This window comes from Corallococcus sp. AB018, from assembly GCF_003986945.1.
Classification (GTDB): Bacteria; Myxococcota; Myxococcia; order Myxococcales; family Myxococcaceae; genus Corallococcus; species Corallococcus exiguus.
Genome location: NZ_RAWR01000577.1, coordinates 1 through 418 on the forward strand (window position 1 = coordinate 1; position 418 = coordinate 418).

Genomic DNA, 418 nt, shown 5'->3' on the forward strand with positions numbered 1-418 from the left:
GGGCTCGATGGCGCGCACGCGGACGGTGGGCAGTGGGGGCCTGAAGGGCCTTCCGGAGGCTCCAACGGTGTCCCCCGGGTCGGTGCCGGGCCGGCCGGTGGCCCTGGCAATGGCCCTGGCGGCCCTCCTGGCCTTCGGAAGCGCTTGCCGGGACGAACCCCCGCTGACGGGCGCCCGGAGCCTCCTGCGGGTCTCCCAGGAGGCCGTGACGTTCCCGGCCAGCTACCCCCGGGTGGAGCGGGTGGTGGAGCTCCGGGTGATGAACGCGGGCCGGACGACGCTGGACGTGGAGTGGACGGCGCTGACCGCCCCCTTCTCCGCGTCCGGGTTGCCCACACGGATGGCGCCGGGCGAGGTCCCGGTCCGGCTGTCCTACCGGCCGGAGGCCACGGGCGTGCTGACGGCCACGCTGGTGGGC

The 418-nt window shown here is 76.1% G+C and carries 1 pseudogene; it reads left to right on the plus strand.

Annotated elements, in window-relative coordinates:
• Positions 1–418 (plus strand): annotated as a pseudogene (locus tag D7Y11_RS43005) (hypothetical protein); the annotation flags it as partial.